We start from the raw sequence: 14,071 nt of genomic DNA, 5'->3' as shown, positions 1-14,071 counted from the left end.
CCGCGACGGCAAGGCCGAAGTGCCGGTTTATGCGATCGGCGCGGACCGGCAAGTGGCCACCCGGCCATTCGAGGTGACCGGATCGCCACTTTTCGTCGCCGAAGGGATATTCGCCGCCGAGATCGTCGAGGAGTGCCGGCGGCAGGGGCTGCTCGCCGGGGCGTACGCGCTGCGCCGGCCGCGCGGCACCACCTTCCTCCGGCGGCTCGCCCGCGACCTGGCCGAGCAGCGCAAGGCCCCCCGGGTGCTGCTGCGGCGCGGGCTGGCCCTGCTGCGGGCGGAGCCGGCGGTGCTGCGCCGTCAGGCGGGGCTCGGCGCCCGTCCGGCCCCCGCCCGCGAGGTGCTGCGCCGGGTGGCCGACCTGCTCGCCGGCCACCCGCACCACCCGTGATCAGCCCAGCAGCTTCGCGTACGCCGGCTTGATCACCTCGTCGATGATGACCAGCCGCTCGTCGAACGGGATGAACGCGCTCTTCATCGCGTTGATCGTGAACCACTGGAGTTCCTTCCAGCCGTAGCCGAAGGCCTCCACCAGCAGCGCCATCTCCCGGGACATCGAGGTGCCGCTCATCAGCCGGTTGTCGGTGTTCACGGTGACCCGGAACCGCAGGTCGCGCAGCAGCCCGATCGGGTGCTCGGCGATCGACGCCGCCGCGCCGGTCTGCACGTTCGACGACGGGCACAGCTCCAGCGGGATCCGCTTGTCCCGCACGTACGCGGCCAGCCGGCCCAGCGTCGGCCGGTCGTCGCCGGGGGTGATGTCGTCGACGATCCGCACCCCGTGGCCGAGGCGGTCCGCGCCGCACCACTGGATGGCCTGCCAGATCGACGGCAACCCGAACGCCTCGCCGGCGTGGATGGTGAAGTGGAAGTTCTCCCGCTGGAGGTATTCGAACGCGTCGAGGTGCCGGGTGGGCGGGAAGCCCGCCTCCGCCCCGGCGATGTCGAAGCCCACCACCCCGCCGTCGCGGTGCCGTACGGCCAGCTCGGCGATCTCCTGCGACCGGGCGGCGTGCCGCATCGCGGTGAGCAGGGTGCCCACGCGGATCTGGTGGCCGGCGTCGGCGGCGAGCGCCGTGCCCTCGGCGAACCCGGCGACGACCGCCTCGACCACCTCGTCCAGGGTCAGGTCCCGCTCCAGGTGCTGCTCGGGGGCGAACCGCACCTCCGCGTAGACGACGCCGTCGGCGGCCAGGTCCTGGGCGCACTCCCGGGCCACCCGGCGCAGCGCGGGCGCGGTCTGCATGACGGCCACGGTGTGGGCGAACGTCTCCAGGTAGCGCTCCAGCGAACCGGAGTCCGCCGCCTCGACGAACCAGCGGCCGAGCGCCCCGGGTTCGGTGGTGGGCAACTCGTGGCCGACCTCGGCGGCCAGCTCGACGATCGTCGCCGGCCGCAGGCCGCCGTCGAGGTGGTCGTGCAGCAGCGCCTTGGGAGCCTTGACGATGTCCTCGTATGAGATTGCGACCATGCTGAGACCCTAGTGGCCACCGGACGGGCCGCCGACGCGACCGGCTGGGAGGATGGCGCGGTGATGGACCCCCGCATCGTCGGCCGGCTGCGCTGCCCGGTCTGCGCGGAACCGCTCACCGAGGCCGCCACCGGGACCGCCCGGGCGCTGCGCTGCCCGCGCCGGCACAGCTTCGACGTCGCCCGTCAGGGCTACGTCGGCCTGCTCGCCGGCCGGGCCCCGCACGCGGGCGACACCGCCGAGATGGTGGCCGCCCGGGCCGACTTCCTCGCCGCCGGGCACTACGACCCGGTCTCGGCCGCGCTCGCCGCCGCCGCGCTCGCGGCGCTGGGTGCCGCGCCCGTGGCCGACGAGGGACAGGACGGCCCGGCGGCTGGTGCCCCCGCCGCGACGGGCCGGCTGGCTGACGCCCCCGCGACAGGCCGCCCGGCGGCTGACGCAACCGGGACAGGCCGTCCGGCGGCTGACGCACCCACCCCGCAGGCCCTTTGCTCTGCACCCACGGGCGCAGCGGTGACGGTGGGTGAGCGCTGCGTATGCGGGTGCAGAGCAAAGGGGGCACACGCAGTCGGTCGCCCCGGCCCGCGACACGCCGGGCCCGCAACGCCCACCGGGCCCGCAACGCCCGCCGAGCCCGCAACACCCACCGGGACCGGCCGGGCCCTCGGGGCGTACCCGCTGGTGGTGGACGCCGGGGCGGGCACGGGCCGGCACCTCGCCACGGTGCTGGCGGCGCTGCCCGACGCCGTGGGTTTGGCCCTGGACGTCTCCAAGCCGGCGCTGCGCCGGGCGGCGCGGGCCCACCCGCGCGCGGCGGCCGCGCTCGCCGACACCTGGCGGCGGCTTCCGCTGGCCGACGGCAGCGTCGCGGTGCTGCTCGACGTCTTCGCCCCGCGCAACGGCGCGGAGTTCCGCCGGGTGCTCCACCCGGCGGGCGTGCTGCTCGTGGTCACCCCGGCCGAGGACCACCTCGCCGAACTGGTCGACGCGCTCGGCCTGCTGAAGGTCGATCCCGACAAGGCGGACCGGGTCGCCGGGAGCCTGGCCGACCACTTCGACCAGGCCGCCGAGAGCGTGCTGCGGGCCCGGCTGGAACTGACCGCGCCGGAGGTCGCCACGCTGGTCGGGATGGGGCCCAGCGCCCGGCACACGGACCCGGCCGTCCTCGCCGCCCGGATCGCCGCCCTGCCCGAGCCGGTCGGGGTGACCCTCGCGGTCCGGCTCGGCGTGTACCGTCCCCGCTGAACGCCCGCCGCCTCAGGTGGACAGGTCGACCTCTTCCCAGCCCGGCGGTTCGTCGTGGTAGGGCCCGCGCAGGACCACCGCCCACTCCAGCGCCCACCGGCGCTGACCGATCGCGTTGGCGTCGACCAGGCCGGGCCGCGACCGCCCGTCCCGCTCCAGTTCCAGGTACGCCCAGTCGAGGCAGTAGTGCAGGTCGAGCAGGGCCGCCGCGTCGGCCGGGTGCTGGGGCGCGGCCAGGATGCGGGAGCGCCAGTGCGCGAAGGTCTCCCCGCCCGCGATGTGCGGCAGCCGCTCCACCAGCCGCTCGTCGACCGGCAGCGTCGGGTCGAGCTGCTTGGTCAGGCCGAGCACCCAGGCCAGCGAGAACAGCGCGTCGTGGTGCAGCACGAACGACCGGTGGTCGCCCCGGCCGCCCATCACGAACTGCCACTCGGGCGGGGTGACCATGTCGACCAGGTGGGAGTTGAGCAGCCAGCTCATCGCCGCCTGCGCGGGCATGCCGAAGCACCGGGCCAGGATCACGTGCAGCACGGCGATGCGCGCCTCGATCTCCACCGTCGGCCGCAGCTCGATCTCGTCCCCGGGCTCCCACACCAGCGGGAACTGCTCGGGTGGCAGCGGCAGCCCCAGCCGGGACAGCTCGTCCAGGCTGGCGTCACGGACCTCGCGCGGGTCGGGAGCGGGTACGCGCACGGCTCAGACCCCTGTCAGTCGCATCGGCTAAGCGCCGGTCGTCCCCCTGGCCTGGGAGAATAGCGGTTAACGGCGGTCGGCACCACGACAGGTGGGTGCCGGGACGGACGCGGGGACAGGTCAGCCGATCCGCTCGATGACCAGCGGCTTCGCGGCCGGGGCGGTCGGCGAGATGCGTACCGCCCGGGCGGCCTCGGCCAGCGCCGCCGGGATCCGGGCGGCTTGCTCGGCGCGCAGCTCGTACAGCGGCTCGCCGGCCCGCACCGGGTCGCCGGGGCGCTTGTGCAGCACCACCCCCGACGGGACGCTCACCGGGTCCTCCTTGCGGGCGCGGCCCGCGCCGAGCCGCCAGGCGGCCACCCCGATCGCGTACGCGTCGACCGACGCCACGAAGCCGTCGGCGTCGGCGCGGACCACCTCCACCTCGGGTGCGGTGGGCATGGGCGCGTCCGGGTCGCCGCCCTGGGCGCGGATCATCGCCCGCCAGGCGTCCATGGCGCGGCCGTCGCGCAGCGCCGCGCCGGGGTCGGCGTCGGGCAGCCCCGCCGCGTCGAGCATCTCCCGGGCCAGGGCGAGGGTCAGCTCCACCACGTCGGCGGGCCCGCCGCCGGCCAGCACCTCGACCGACTCGGTGACCTCGACGGCGTTGCCGACGGCCAGCCCGAGCGGGGTGGACATGTCGGTGAGCAGGGCGACCGTCCGGACGCCGTGCGCGCCGCCCAGCTCGACCATCGTGCGGGCCAGCTCGCGGGCGTCGTCGACGGACTTCATGAACGCCCCGGAACCGACCTTCACGTCGAGCACCAGCGCGCCGGTGCCCTCGGCGATCTTCTTGCTCATGATCGAGCTGGCGATCAGGGGGATCGCCTCGACGGTGCCGGTGACGTCGCGCAGCGCGTACAGCTTGCGGTCGGCCGGGGCGAGGCCCGCGCCCGCCGCGCAGATCACCGCGCCCACCTCGCGGAGCTGGCGGATGAACTCGTCGTTGCTCAGCGCGGCCCGCCAGCCCGGGATCGACTCCAGCTTGTCCAGCGTGCCGCCGGTGTGGCCGAGCCCGCGCCCGGAGAGCTGCGGCACCGCGCCGCCGCAGGCGGCGACCAGCGGGGTGAGCGGAAGGGTGATCTTGTCACCGACGCCGCCGGTGGAGTGCTTGTCGACGGTCGGCCGGTCGACGGCGGAGAGGTCCAGCCGCTCGCCGCTGGCGATCATCGCGGCGGTCCACCGGGCGATCTCCGGCGCGGTCATCCCGCGCAGCAGGATCGCCATGGCCAGCGCCGACATCTGCTCGTCGGCGACCAGGCCCTTCGTGTACGCGTCGACGACCCAGTCGATCTGGGCGTCGCCCAGCACCCCGCCGTCCCGCTTGGCGCGGATGACGTCCACCGCCGTGAAGGCACTCATCAGTCTCAACCACCCCACCGAGTCGGGATCTCCTGCGGCGGCTCCCCCTCGCCGGCCCAGAAGATGGTGCCCGTCGCGTCCACCACCACGACGCGCGGGGTGCGGGCGAGCCCCCAGGCGATCGCCTCTGCCGCCTCGTCCCAGCTCGGGCCCTCCTCCAGCACGCCGGTCTCGGCGCCCTCCGTGTCCCCGGCCGACCGCTCCCAGTACGCCGTCCACACCTGCCGCCCCGCCGACAGGTCGGCGTGCACGAAGACGGTGCCCCGCCCCCGCCAGGCGGCCAGCCGGTCCGGCACCACGGGCACCGGCCGTTCGCCGGTCACCGCCTCCAGGTCGGCCACGTCGAACGCGTGCGGCAGCAGCTCCGCCATGGTCAGCGGGCCGCCCTTGGCTTCGATCAGGCAGCGCGGGCCGCCCTGCTCCCAGAGCAGTTGCCGGCACCGGCCGCACGGCATCAGCGGCTCGCCGGTGGCGTCGACGCAGGACAGGGCGACGATCCGGCCGCCGCCGGTGGCGTGCAGCGAGGAGACCACCCCGCACTCGGCGCAGAGCACCACCCCGTACGCGGCGTTCTCCACGTTGCAGCCGACCACGATCCGGCCGTCGTCGACGAGGGCGGCGGCCCCGACGGGGAACTTCGAGTACGGCACGTACGCGTGCCGCATCACCTCGGTGGCGGCGGCCCGCAGGCGCTCCCAGTCGATCTCGGTCATCCCGCCATTCTGCCCAATTCACGCCGGTCAGGGGCGGGCAGGGCAGGGGCGACGGCGACCCAGTTCAGCGGACGGCCAGTTCCGTCAGCTGCTCGGGGGTCACCTCGGTCAGGTTCGCCGCTGCTGCCGCCACGTCGGCGGCGGGGGTGTCCGGCCCGGGTCGCAGGAGCACGAGCGCCTCGCCGCGGCGGACGAGGTGCACGTCCCCGCTGCTCTCGGCGCGGACCCAGTGCTCGTGGCCTGCCACCCGGCACGGCTGCGGGGCGGGCGCCCCGTGCCCGTCGTCCGACACCGAGCGGTCGGTCATGGCCGGCCCGCAGCTCACGGGCGGGGCGAAGTCCGCAGGCAGCGGCACCACGCGTACCATTATCGAGTCCTCCCCTCGCTCGATGCGTACGGAGAGGACCCGTTCCTGGCCGAAGGCATGGGCATTGGCCACCTGGTAGCCCTCCACCTGCGGCACGACGAGCGGAAGCCCGAGATGGGCGAAGCCGTCGCGAAGGGCGTACCGCCTGCCCGGCTCCCGCAGCGCGGGCGCGGCCGCCCACGGTAGGAGCAGCGCCAGGGCCAGCCCCACCCGGACGACCCGGTGACGGGCCTCCATGGCCGCGACGCCGGCGGCGAACCCGACCGTGCCGAGCAGCACCGCCAGCCACACCGGCAGCGGCCCCGAGAACGGCCGGAAGGCTTGGGCGACCAGGGCCCCGCCGCCCGAGGCCACCGCGCCGAGCAGGGCCGCCGGAAGCGGCCGAGCGGCCCGTGTCGCCCGCAGCAGGAGCCACCCGATCGCGGTGACGACCACCGGCCCGACGATCAGGGCGGGAAAGGCGAAGCCGAGGCAGGCACCGATGGTGTCGGTCTTGCAGGACCGCTGAAAGCGGACCTGTTCGTGCCAGAGCGCGGCGAGCACGCCGGCCCCGGCCCCGCCGCACAGAGCCGCGGCGGCCATGCCACGGAACAACCTCAACGGGCCCTCCGGGGTTCAGGCGGAAGGCCCGGCGCGGACGCCGGACCTTCCGCATCGATCACCAACGGTAGTTGTACAGGTCCATCCCAGTGGGCCGCCGTTGGCCACGCGCCGGGCCGAGATGTCCACCCGGTCCGCCTGACCGCTGTCCGGTCGTTCCGCCGGCCGCCCGGCCGCCTCGCGACCGGTGGTCGCCCGGGACACCACGAGCGCCCCGGTCGTCGACACGTCGCTGTCCGGCAGGCCGTCGATCGCCGACCAGCCCGGAGGCAACTGCTCGGTCATCCGGGCCTTCGCCCGCCCGCCGACCGCGAAGACCCGCCCGCCCGCGCCGGCGCGGAGCTTGATCTCACCCTTCGGTGCCGATCCGTGATCGCTGATCCGGCCGGCAGCGAACCGCTTGAACTCGGTCCGTCCGTCTTGGACGACCTGGAAGGCGACCGCGTCGCGGCCGTCGGCGAGCAGGCGGAACGGGCTGGCCGAAGCGGTCGCCACGGTGGTGGTCCTGCCCTTGGCTCCGATGCGCATCAGGCTCGCGCCCTTGGAGCCGATCAGCTTTTCACCGACGGGCACGGTCGAGGTGACCTGACCGGCGGCCCGGACCGCGCGGATCGCCCGGGTCGGGTGCGCCGCGTCGACGGTGCCGATCCAGGTGTGCGCCGCCCCGCCGGTCGGGGCGGGCATCTCCAGCCGGGAGAGGACGGCCCGCTCGCCGGCACCGCAGCCCGGGTTGTGGTAGGCCAGCGAGACGCGTTCACGCAGCTTCGTGACCGCGCCGGTGTCCAGGTCGACGACGGCGGTGAAGCCGCCCCGCTGCATGAGGGGTTCCCGGTTGGTAAAGGTCCGGGGGCCGTAGACGACCACGGCGCGGCGGCCGGAGCCGGTGACGCACGCCTGGCCGATCCACTGGTCGGCGTCGAGGCCGGGCTCGGCGAGGGTCGCCGCCGTGCGCCAGGCGTAGGCCTGCGCCTCGTCGGCGACGAGCAGGTGCAGGCCGGTCGCATCGCTGGAGGTGGTGACGGCGCGGTCCGTGGACCGCCGCCACCCCGCCCCCAACCGGGCGTCGGGGTCCGGCACCCGGTCGCGGTGGACGGTGCGGACAGCAACGTGGTGGCGCAGAGCAACGCCGCCAGGGCTGTCAGGGGCCGTTTCATGGTCATCTCACGCAGACGAGGGAATCTGCGCGAAGGGTCGACCATCCCGTCACCGTCAGGTCATCGATATGGCACAGGACGGAGACGCCCGTGCCCGGCGGGCAGGCCGCCGGGCACGGGCAACGGTAAGGTGTCGGCGACCGGGCGTCAGCCCTTGATGTACGGCTTGCCGTCGGCGGCGGGCGCCCGGACCCGGCCGACGAGCCCGGCCACGGCCAGCATGGTCGCGAGGTAGGGCAGCATCGCCAGGAACTGGCTCGGGATGCCGCTGCCGATCGCGCCGAGGTACGTGCCGAGCTGGTCGGCGAAGCCGAAGAAGAGCGCGGCGAGCAGCGCGCCGGTGGGGCTCCACCGGCCGAAGATCAGCGCGGCGAGGGCGATGAAGCCCTTGCCGCCGATCATGTTCTTGGTGAACGAGTAGAGCGCGAGCGTGTACGACGCCCCGCCGATCCCGGCCACCACCCCGGCGAGCAGCACGTTGCGGTAGCGCACGCGCAGCACCTTCACGCCGAGGGTGTCGGCGGCGGTCGGGTGCTCGCCGACGGCCCGGGTCCGCAGGCCCCACCGGGTGCGGAACAGCGCGATGTGGATGACCAGCACCAGCAGCAGGCCGAGGTAGAGGAAAAGGTTGCTGCGGAACAGCGCCGGCCCGAGCACCGGGATGTCGGAGAGCAGCGGGATCTCCCAGGTGCCGAACCGGGGCGCGGAGTTGTACTTCTGCGCGTCGGTCTGCATCAGCCGCTCGTAGAGGAAACCGGTGACGCCGACGGCCAGCAGGTTGAGCACGATGCCCATGACGACCTGGTCGACCAGGTAGCGGATGGCGAACACGGCGAGCAGCAGCGAGATGAACGCGCCGCCGATCGCGGCGGCGACCAGGCCCACCCACACGCTGCCGGAGAGGCTGCCGAACAGGGCGCCGCTGAACGCCCCCATCAGCAGTTGGCCCTCGATGGCGACGTTGACCACGCCGGACCGCTCGCAGAGCACGCCGGCGAGGGCACCGAAGATCAGCGGCAGGGCCAGGATGAACGTGCCCCGCACCATGTTGACCATCGGCATGAAGTTGCGCCCCTCGGGGGCGGCCGAGACCTGCCAACACAGGAACGACAGCACGAAGCCGACGAGCCCGACCCCGAGCAGCACGGTCAGCCAGCGCTTCGGCACCCCGGCGAGCAGGGCCGCGCCGGCCGCCGCGGTGATGACGCCGAACAGGATCGCGCCGATGGTGCCGTTGATCTCCAACGCCGCGCCGCCCTCGGTCTCACTGAGGGTGAAGCGGGCCTGCTGGTCGGTGGCGAGTGCCCCGAAGAGCACCGTCGAGATCACCCCGAGCGCCAGCAGGACGGCGCCCATCTTGCGGGTACGGGTCCAGAAGCCCTCGTCGACCTGGGCCACCGCCACGTCCGGGACAGCCATGGTTGACATGCCTTACCAGCCCTTCGCCAGGCTTGTCTGCAACCGGGCGGCGCGGGCGGCCCGGAGCTGGAAGATCGCCTTCACCAGGGCCGGCGCGGCGATGAAGATGACGATCAGCGCCTGGAGCACGGTGACCAGCTCCAGCGAGATGCCCGAGTAGCTCTGCATCCGATTGCCGCCGGCCTGGAGCGCGCCGAACAACAGCGCGGCCAGCAGCACGCCCCACGGCTTCACCCGGCCCAGGAGGGCCACCAGGATGCCGTCGAACCCGATCTGCGCGACCACCTGCGGGGTGAGCGCGTCCGCCGTCGAGCCGAGCACCATCTGGCTGCCGCCGAGGCCGGCGAGCAGACCGGCGATGGCCATCATCAGCACATACGTGCGGGCGACGCTGATGCCGGCGGTGCGGGCCGCGTCCGGGTTGGCGCCCACCGCGCGCAGCTCGAAGCCGAACGTGGAGCGGTTGAGCAGCCAGGCGACGAACCAGGTGGCCAGGACAGCCAGCAGGATGCCGGCGTGTACCCGCAGGTTGTCGCCGAGCAGCCGGGGCAGTTGGGCCGAGGAGTCGACGGGCCGGCTGATGGCGTCGGCCCGGTTCGGGCTCTGCACCCCGTTCTGAACGATGATCCAGGCGAGGAAGTACACCGCGACGTAGTTGAGCATGATCGTGTTGATCACCTCGTGGGCGCCGGTGCGCGCCTTGAGGATGCCCGGGACGAACCCCCAGAGCGCGCCGCCGGCCGCGCCGGCGAGCAGGGCGACGAGCAGGTGCAGCACCGGGGGCAATGGCAGCAGGAAGCCGGCCAGCGCGGCGAGGATGACGCCGACGGTGGCCTGGCCCTGCGCGCCGATGTTGAACAGGCCGCCGCGGAAGGCGAGCGCCACCGACAGGCCGGTGAACACCAGCGGCGCGGTGTAGGTCAGCGTCTCCGAGATCGGGCTGAGCGCGGCGGTGAAACCGGACGCCTCCGGGTCGAAGACCGCGCCCTTGAACAGGTTCGCGTACGCCTCGCTGACCACCGCCCAGCTGGAGGTCAACGCATCGGACGGGCGGGCGGTGACGTAGCCGTAGGTGGCCAGCACCTCCGGGTCCGAGACGATGATCAGCACGGCGCCGACGAGCATCGCCAGCAGCACCGCGAGCAGCGTGACGGTCACCGTGTTGGCCGCCCACAGGTTCTCCAGGAACAGCCGGCCCAGGGCGGGCCGGTCCGGCTGCGGCTTTGTCGGCTGCGGCTGCCCAGCGGTGGCGGTGGCCGTCGCGGCGCGGTCGACGCCGCCGGCCGCCACCTGCGCGGGTCGCGCCTCGGTCGCCGACGCCAGGTCCGGCGAGCCCGACGCCGGGTTGGGGTTGGTCATGTCTCGTCCTCGCTACCGGGGCCCACGGGGGCCGGGGTCGCCGCGTCGGGGGCCCGCCTCTGCGCCTTGGGGGCCGGCGACGCCGCGCCGACGGCCGACTCGGCGGCGGGGGCCGCGTCGGGGGTGATGCCGGCCATCAGCAGGCCGATCTCCTCGCGGGGGGTGTCCGGGCCGACGATGCCGATGACCCGGCCGCGGTACATGACCGCGATCCGGTCGGCCAGGCCGATCACCTCGTCCAGTTCGCTGGAGACGACCAGGACGGCGGTGCCCACGTCCCGCTCCCGGATGACCCGGGAGTGGATGAACTCGATGGAGCCGACGTCGACGCCGCGAGTCGGCTGGGCGGCGATGAAGAGCTTCAGCGGCCGGGACAGCTCCCGCGCCACGATCACCTTCTGCTGGTTGCCGCCTGAGAGGGTGCCGACCGGCGCGTCCGCCGAGGGGGTACGGACGTCGAACTGCGCGATCCGTTCCCGCGCCGAGGACGCGATGGCGTCCGGTTGCAGGGACAGGCCCCGGCCGAAGGGCGGTCGATCGTAGATGTCCAGCACCAGGTTCTCGGCGACGCTGAACTCCTTGACGAGGCCGTCGACGCTGCGGTCCTCGGGGACGTAGCCGACGCCGGCGCGCAGCACCTTCTTGGTCGACCAGCCGTTCACCTGCTCGCCGTCCAGGGTGACCGTGCCGGCGAGGACGGGCCGCAGCCCCATGATCGCCTCGATCAGCTCGGTCTGTCCGTTGCCCTGCACGCCCGCGACGCCGAGCACCTCGCCCGCGTGCACGGTCAGGTCGACCCCGTCGACCGCGCGGACCTGCCGGTCGTCGTCGACGACCAGGCCGGCGACCTCCAGGATCGGCCTGCCGGCGGCGGCGGGCTGCTTGTCCACGGTCAGCCGGACGCTGCGGCCCACCATGAGGGAGGCCAACTCGTCCCGGCTGGCGGTCGGCGAGGCGGTGCCGACGGTCCTGCCGCGCCGGATCACGGTGATCCGGTCGGCGATGGCCTTGACCTCGCCGAGCTTGTGGGTGATGAAGACGATCGACTTGCCGGCGGCCTTGAGCGACCGCATGACGGCGAGCAGTTCCTCTGTCTCCTGCGGAGTGAGCACGGCCGTCGGCTCGTCGAGGATCAGCAGGTCGACGTCCCGGGTGAGGGCCTTGACGATCTCCACCCGCTGTTGGATGCCGACCGGCAGGTCCTCGATCACCGCGTCCGGGTCGACCCGCAGGTTGTAGCGCTGCGAGACCTCGGCGACCTCGCGTCGGGCCCGCCGCCGGTCGAGGAAGCCGGCGATGCCGCCCCTGACCTGCTCGGCGCCGAGCATCACGTTCTCGGCCACGGTGAAGACGGGCACCAGCATGAAGTGCTGGTGCACCATCCCGATCCCGGCCGCGATGGCGTCGGACGGGCCCTTGAGCCGCAGCGGCGCGCCGTCGACCAGGATCTCGCCCTCGTCGGGGTGGTAGAGCCCGTAGAGGACGTTCATCAGGGTCGACTTGCCGGCGCCGTTCTCGCCGAGCAGGGCATGGATCTCTCCAGGCTCCACCGTCAGGTCGATGTGGTCGTTGGCGACCAGATCACCGAACCGCTTGGTGATGCCGCGCAGTTCGAGTCTCAGCGCAACCTCCTGGAGTGCGAAGGGTGGTGCAGCGTAGCCGCTGCCGAGCCGGTCACGGTGCCTGCCGGGGCGTGGGGTGGTGCGGACCGGCCGCCCCGACCACGCGGGTGGGTCCCCGCGTGGTCGAGGCGGCCGGTCGTCATGCCAGGGCCCGCCGGCCCACCGCGGGAGGGCGGCGGGCCGGCGGGGTGGTCACTTGGTCGGCTGGGCCTTCGAGGTGACGGTGATGGTGCCCGCGGCGATGTCGGCCTTGATCTTCTCGACCTCGGCCTTCAGGTCCGCCGGGACCTTGCTGTCGAACTCGTGGTACGGGGCGAGCGACACGCCGTTGTTGGCGAGCGTGCCCACGAAGCCCGGGTTGACCTCGAGCTTCTCCCCGCCGGCGGCCTTGACCACGGCCTCCTTGACGGCGTCGGCGATGTTCTTGACCACGGTGGTCAGCAGCGCCGGGCAGTTCGGGGTGCTCTCACAGCCGTCGGCGTCGACCCAGATGACCGAGTACTTGCCGCCGGAGGCCTGCGCCGCCGCGGTGGTGCCGAGGCCCGCGCCACCGGCGACCGGCATGATGATGTCCGCGCCCTGGGCGACCAGGGTGTCGGAGACCTTCTTGCCCTCGTCCTGCTTGGCGAAGTCGTTGGTGAAGGAGCCCTTCTGGGTCTCCTTGTTCCAGCCCAGGACCTGGACGTTCTTGCTCTTGGTCTTGTTGTAGTGCGCTACGCCGTCGACGAAGCCGTCCATGAAGATCGTCACCGGCGGGATCGGCAGGCCACCGTACGTGCCGACCTTGCCGCTCTTGCTCATCCCGGCGGCCAGGTAGCCGGCCTGGAACGCGGCCTGCGCGGTGTCGAACTGCATCGGGTAGACGTTGGACTCCGGCAGCTTCGAGTCGACGATGCCGAACTGCTGGTTCGGGTTCGCCTTCGCGATCTTCGAGGTCGCGTCGCCCATCAGGCCGCCGACGGCCAGGATGAAGTCGCACTTCTGGTTGACGAACTGGGTCATGCTGACCTCGTAGTCCGCCTGGGACTTCGACGCGACGTACTTGATGTCGATCTTGTCGTTGGCCTTCTTGGCCTCCTGCAGGCCCTTCCAGGCGGAGGTGTTGAACGACTTGTCGTCGATGCCGCCGACGTCGGTCACCATGCAGGCGCTGTACTTCTTGCCACCGGCGTCGCCGGCACCGGCGCCGTTGTCGTCCTTGGGGGCCTCACCACACGCGGCGGCGCCCAGCACGAGCCCACCCGCCACGAAGGCGGAGGCGATCCGCATCCCACGCACAGAGCGCAAGACGTCTCCTTCCCATTGCACACCGCTCTGCGCGGTGGCAGCCCTTGAGCCGGCCTGCTTTGTGGCCGCCGGCGTCTCACGTTACGGACGGGAGCGTACGCCCGCGCCCACCCACCGGCCGACAATCGTGCACGACTGTTGAGTGCCTGTTACCCCTACGTAACCCTTGGGTGGGGCACATCACTTCTCGTGCAGGTAGTGGACCGGTCGGGCGTCACGAACGTCCGGTTCCCGTGGCCTCTCCCCTGGCCAGGGCGTTAGCGCCAGAAGACCGCCACCGCCGCGTTGACCAGGGTCAACCCGACGATCGCGAGGAAGTGGCCACGGTTGACCGTCTCCCGCTTACGGGAGAAGAAGACCATGACAAAGATCAGCAGCGCGAGCACCAACTTGGTAACAAGTTTGGCGGGGGCCGGCTCGTCGCCGTCGCGCAACGGGGCGGACAGCCCGATTCCGGTCAGCAGGCCGATGACCGACCCCCAGAGCATGGCCGCATTGATCCGCAGCCGACCGCTGACGTACTGGGCGATCGCGCCGCCGAGCAGCAGCGCGAAGCCGATCAGGTGAACGTAGAGAAGTACCAGGCGAAGAGCTTCCATCGGGCCATCCTCCCCCATCAACGACGTCTCGTAGTAGGGACCCGCCCATGCCCTCCCCCGCACACAAGGAAGGGCCCCCTGTTAACACCCCCGCGTGAGAGGGGTCCCCTTCTCTACCGAAAGCGTTAATAGGGGGCCCTT

Annotated in this window: 13 protein-coding genes; 2 read left to right on the top strand and 11 right to left on the bottom strand. The window is 72.9% G+C overall.

Translation table 11 applies throughout. The features are described 5' to 3' along the window. The first annotated feature begins 52 nt into the window (after positions 1 to 52). Positions 53 to 391 carry a hypothetical protein gene (locus GA0070558_RS34285; RefSeq protein ID WP_228987028.1) on the top strand — a complete coding sequence of 113 codons (339 nt, stop codon included), beginning with the start codon at positions 53 to 55 and terminating at the stop codon, positions 389 to 391. Here GA0070558_RS34285 and GA0070558_RS12805 read toward each other — a convergent pair whose 3' ends face one another. After that, positions 392 to 1,471 carry an adenosine deaminase gene (locus GA0070558_RS12805; protein WP_091279008.1) on the bottom strand — a complete coding sequence of 360 codons (1,080 nt, stop codon included), beginning with the start codon at positions 1,469 to 1,471 and terminating at the stop codon, positions 392 to 394. Positions 1,472 to 1,534: 63 nt separating this feature from the next. Between GA0070558_RS12805 and GA0070558_RS35185 the strand changes: the two genes are divergently transcribed. Continuing rightward, a complete protein-coding gene (locus GA0070558_RS35185) occupies positions 1,535 to 2,716 on the top strand; it encodes a putative RNA methyltransferase (RefSeq protein WP_091279328.1) in 1,182 nt (393 codons plus the stop codon). Between the two features lie 12 nt (positions 2,717 to 2,728). Here the strand turns inward: GA0070558_RS35185 and GA0070558_RS12795 are convergent, their stop codons facing one another. The 10 genes from GA0070558_RS12795 to GA0070558_RS12750 all read right to left on the bottom strand — a co-directional run bounded on the left by GA0070558_RS12795 (position 2,729) and on the right by GA0070558_RS12750 (position 13,930). After that, a complete protein-coding gene (locus GA0070558_RS12795) occupies positions 2,729 to 3,409 on the bottom strand; it encodes a DUF4272 domain-containing protein (RefSeq protein WP_091279005.1) in 681 nt (226 codons plus the stop codon). A 120-nt stretch (positions 3,410 to 3,529) separates the two neighbouring features. After that, the gene (locus GA0070558_RS12790; protein ID WP_091279001.1) at positions 3,530 to 4,810 is read right to left on the bottom strand and encodes a thymidine phosphorylase; all 1,281 of its coding nucleotides are present in this window, start codon (positions 4,808 to 4,810) and stop codon (positions 3,530 to 3,532) included. Positions 4,811 to 4,815: 5 nt separating this feature from the next. Next, entirely contained in the window at positions 4,816 to 5,523 is a 708-nt protein-coding gene (locus tag GA0070558_RS12785) for a cytidine deaminase (protein ID WP_091278998.1), read from the bottom strand. A gap of 64 nt (positions 5,524 to 5,587) precedes the next feature. Further along, entirely contained in the window at positions 5,588 to 6,472 is an 885-nt protein-coding gene (locus GA0070558_RS12780; RefSeq protein WP_091278994.1) for a hypothetical protein, read from the bottom strand. A 33-nt stretch (positions 6,473 to 6,505) separates the two neighbouring features. Next, on the bottom strand, positions 6,506 to 7,567 hold the full coding sequence (locus GA0070558_RS12775) for a hypothetical protein (protein WP_176734202.1): 1,062 nt from the start codon (positions 7,565 to 7,567) through the stop codon (positions 6,506 to 6,508). 224 nt (positions 7,568 to 7,791) lie between these two features. Beyond that, entirely contained in the window at positions 7,792 to 9,072 is a 1,281-nt protein-coding gene (locus tag GA0070558_RS12770) for an ABC transporter permease (protein WP_091278991.1), read from the bottom strand. Positions 9,073 to 9,075: 3 nt separating this feature from the next. Then, entirely contained in the window at positions 9,076 to 10,422 is a 1,347-nt protein-coding gene (locus GA0070558_RS12765) for an ABC transporter permease (RefSeq protein ID WP_091278988.1), read from the bottom strand. Beyond that, positions 10,419 to 11,984, bottom strand: a complete 1,566-nt coding sequence (locus GA0070558_RS12760) for an ABC transporter ATP-binding protein (RefSeq protein WP_369523379.1) — start codon at positions 11,982 to 11,984, stop codon at positions 10,419 to 10,421. Before GA0070558_RS12760 ends, GA0070558_RS12765 begins: the two co-directional genes overlap by 4 nt. Before the next feature lie 252 nt (positions 11,985 to 12,236). Beyond that, positions 12,237 to 13,313 (bottom strand): BMP family lipoprotein, encoded by a 1,077-nt coding sequence (locus tag GA0070558_RS12755; protein WP_091278982.1) that lies wholly within the window; start codon positions 13,311 to 13,313, stop codon positions 12,237 to 12,239. 275 nt (positions 13,314 to 13,588) lie between these two features. Next, positions 13,589 to 13,930: a hypothetical protein gene (locus GA0070558_RS12750; protein ID WP_043961820.1), complete on the bottom strand. Its 342-nt coding sequence runs from the start codon at positions 13,928 to 13,930 to the stop codon at positions 13,589 to 13,591. Positions 13,931 to 14,071: the final 141 nt, after the last annotated feature.

This window comes from Micromonospora haikouensis (assembly GCF_900091595.1).
Taxonomy (GTDB): Bacteria; Actinomycetota; Actinomycetes; order Mycobacteriales; family Micromonosporaceae; genus Micromonospora; species Micromonospora haikouensis.
Note: the sequence above shows the minus strand (reverse complement) of the source record. Positions and strands in the feature narration are given on the sequence as shown.